The 3,231-nt window shown below is 62.4% G+C and carries 4 protein-coding genes; all 4 read right to left on the reverse strand.

Annotated features, from left to right (window positions below):
- Positions 1–143: glutamate--tRNA ligase family protein (locus tag AC1DWI_RS17415; RefSeq protein ID WP_477725305.1), on the reverse strand; the 143-nt coding region annotated here is incomplete at its 3' end.
- 16 nt (positions 144–159) lie between these two features.
- Positions 160–1,374: an O-succinylhomoserine sulfhydrylase gene (locus AC1DWI_RS17420; protein WP_477668069.1), complete on the reverse strand. Its 1,215-nt coding sequence runs from the start codon at positions 1,372–1,374 to the stop codon at positions 160–162.
- 4 nt (positions 1,375–1,378) lie between these two features.
- A complete protein-coding gene (gene purF / locus AC1DWI_RS17425) occupies positions 1,379–2,908 on the reverse strand; it encodes an amidophosphoribosyltransferase (RefSeq protein ID WP_477725303.1) in 1,530 nt (509 codons plus the stop codon).
- A gap of 34 nt (positions 2,909–2,942) precedes the next feature.
- Positions 2,943–3,231, reverse strand: a 289-nt coding sequence (locus tag AC1DWI_RS17430; protein ID WP_477725304.1) for a CvpA family protein, incomplete at its 5' end; no start/stop codon positions are given.

The raw sequence follows: 3,231 nt of genomic DNA on the forward strand, positions 1-3,231 counted from the left end.
ACATCAGTGTCTTCGATGCGAAGAACGAAGTCACCGCCGGTGGCGCGCGCAAAAGCCCAAGGGTAAAGCGCTGAGCGAATATTGCCGAGGTGGATGAATCCGGTCGGGGAAGGAGCGAAGCGGGTTCTTGTCTTTTGGGTCATTGAGGCAGTCATGCAGTCATACGATAAGGCTCAGGCCGCGGGACAGGTCGGCCTTGATGTCGTCTACGTGGTCGAGCCCGACGGCCACGCGAACCAGGCCCTGGCCTATGCCGGCGGCCTGGCGCTGCTCTTCGCTGAGGCGCCCGTGCGACGTGGTGGCGGAATGGCTGATGATGGTCTTGGTGTCGCCCAGGTTGGTCGCAATGCTGAGCACCTGCGTGCTGTTGATCACCTTGAAGGCATTGGCGCGTGCCGCTTCCGGCGTGTCGCCAAGCACGTCAAACGACAGCACCGCGCCACCCAGTCCCGATTGCTGGCGCATGGCCAGCTCATGCTGGGGATGCGATTCAAGACCAGGGTAATAAACGCGCGCAACCGCGGGCTGCGTTTCGAGCCACTTTGCGACAGCCAGCGCATTTGCGCTCTGTGCCTGCATGCGGATGTTCAATGTCTCCAGGCCCTTGAGCACGACCCAGGCGTTGAAGGGCGCGAGCGTCATGCCGGCGGTGCGCACGATCGGGCCGAACACGTCGACGATGAGTTTGGACGAGCCGCAGAGCGCACCCGCCATCACACGGCCTTGGCCGTCGAGGTACTTGGTGCCCGAATGCATGATGAGGTCAGCGCCGAATTCCACCGGCCGCTGCAGGGCCGGTGAGCAAAAGCAGTTGTCCACCGCGAGCAAGGCGCCCACGCTGTGCGCAAGATCAGCCAGCGCCCGGATGTCGCAGACTTCGGTCAGCGGATTGGTCGGTGTTTCAGCAAACAGCAGCTTGGTGCCGGGTCGCAATGCGGCCTTCCACTCGCTCACGTCGGTCTGCGACACAAACGTGGTTTCAACGCCGAACTTCCCGAACTCGCGGCCTATCAGGGCGATCGTCGAGCCAAACATGGAACGCGAGCAGATGACGTGGTCGCCGGATTTCAACAAGCCCATGCACATCATCAGGATGGCGCCCATACCGGTCGAGGCGCCGATGGCGGCTTCGGTGCCCTCCATCGCGGCCAGGCGGCGCTCAAAGCTGGTGACCGTCGGGTTGGACGTGCGGCCGTAGGTATAGCCCTCCGTAGGGTCGGCAAAGCGCCGCGCCGAGGTCTCGGCATCGGGTTGCACAAAGCCGCTGGTCAGGTACAGCGCTTCGGAGTTTTCACCGTGCTGGCTGGGCTCCAGCGCGACGCGCACGGCCAGCGTATCGCGGTGCAGGTTGCCGGGCAATTGTTTTTTCGTCATGGGCTCAGGCTTCTTGCGGATTGGGCAGCGCCAGGCGGGACACATCCACATCGCTGTCTTCACCGATTTTCTCGGCGGTGTCGCCACGCTGCGAATTCATCGCCGCGATGGTCTCTGCGGTCACGTCGCCCGTGATGTAAACGCCGTCAAAGCAGGAGGCGTCAAAGCCGTCGAGCTTGCTGTTGAGTGAGCCGATGGCGCGCTTCATGCCTTCCACGTCCTGGTAGATCAGCGCGTCGCAACCAATGACTTCACGGATTTCTTCAATCGTGCGGCCATGGGCCACCAGCTCATCTGGCGTAGGCATGTCGATGCCGTATACGTTGGGATAGCGTACCGGCGGCGCCGCGCTGGCCAAATACACCTTGCGCGCGCCGGCGTCACGCGCCATCTGCACGATCTCACGGCTGGTGGTGCCGCGCACGATGGAGTCATCCACCAGCAACACGTTGCGGCCCTTGAATTCGCTGGCAATCACATTGAGCTTCTGGCGCACGGACTTCTTGCGCACGCCCTGCCCCGGCATGATGAAGGTACGGCCGACGTAGCGGTTCTTGACGAAACCTTCGCGATACGGAATGCCCAGCAGGTGTGCCAGCTGCGTGGCGCTGGGGCGGCTGGATTCGGGGATCGGAATGATCACATCGATCTCGCTGGGTGGCACGGTGGAGACCACGCGCTTGGCCAGCGTCTCGCCCAGGTTCAGGCGGGCCTGGTAGACCGAGATGCCGTCCAGAACCGAGTCGGGGCGCGCCAGGTAGACGAATTCAAAGATGCAGGGATTGAGCTTGGCATTGGGTGCGCATTGCTCGGCATGCRCCACACCTTCCATGTCCACATACACGGCTTCGCCGGGCGCGATGTCGCGCTCGAACTGGTGCGAGGTGCCTTCCAGGGCCACCGACTCGCTGGCCACCATGACGGTGGTGCCGTTTTCATTCTCGCCGCGGCCAATGCACAGCGGGCGGATGCCGAACGGGTCGCGAAACGCCAGCAGGCCGTGGCCTGCGATCAGCGCGACGACGGCATAAGAGCCCTTCACACGCTTGTGCACGCCGCGCACTGCGGCAAACACATCAACCGGCTTGAGCGGCAGGCCGCGTGTGGTTTTTTCAAGCTCATGCGCCAGCACGTTGAGCAGCACTTCAGAGTCGCTGTCGGTGTTGATGTGGCGGTGGTCGGTATTGAAGAGCTCGGCCTTGAGCTCGGCCGCATTGGTCAGGTTGCCGTTATGCGACAGCACCAGGCCGAAGGGCGCGTTGACGTAGAACGGCTGGGCTTCGTCTTCGCTGTAGGCGTTGCCTGCCGTGGGGTAGCGCACCTGGCCCAGGCCCACCGTGCCCGGTAGCGCGCGCATGTTGCGGGTGCGAAAGACGTCGCGCACCATGCCCTTGGCCTTGTGCATGTAGAACTTGCGCCCCTGCTGTGTGACGATGCCCGCGGCATCCTGGCCGCGATGCTGCAAAAGCAGCAGGCCGTCATAAATCAGTTGATTGACCGGGGCTTTGCTGACGACGCCGACTATCCCGCACATGGTGTTCCGATCATGATGAGTTGACTCTTCAAAGTTAAATTAAATACTTGGCAAACTGTTCGGGCAATACCGGCTTCAGGGCTTTGAGCGTGGCCGTCAACACCGGCGCGCCCTTTGATTCCCGCCACCAACTGCTGGACTTCAGCGCCGTCATATCGATCACAACGGTCGCGGCCAGCAGCAAAACAATTCCGCGCAACGCACCAAAAGCGGCTCCGAATACTCTGTCCACAGGCGCCAGGCCGACGGCAGCCACCAGCTTCTTCACCACAAAGGCCAGCAACCCTGCCGCGAACACGGCGGCGATAAAGATCAGCACAAAC

The sequence above is a fragment of the Polaromonas sp. P3_C2 genome, from assembly GCF_056402675.1.

What these genes read in the sequence shown, in the direction of transcription:
- AC1DWI_RS17420 (WP_477668069.1), bottom strand. Translation starts at nt 1,374, where the DNA reads ATGACGAAAAAACAATTGCCCGGCAACCTGCACCGCGATACGCTGGCC.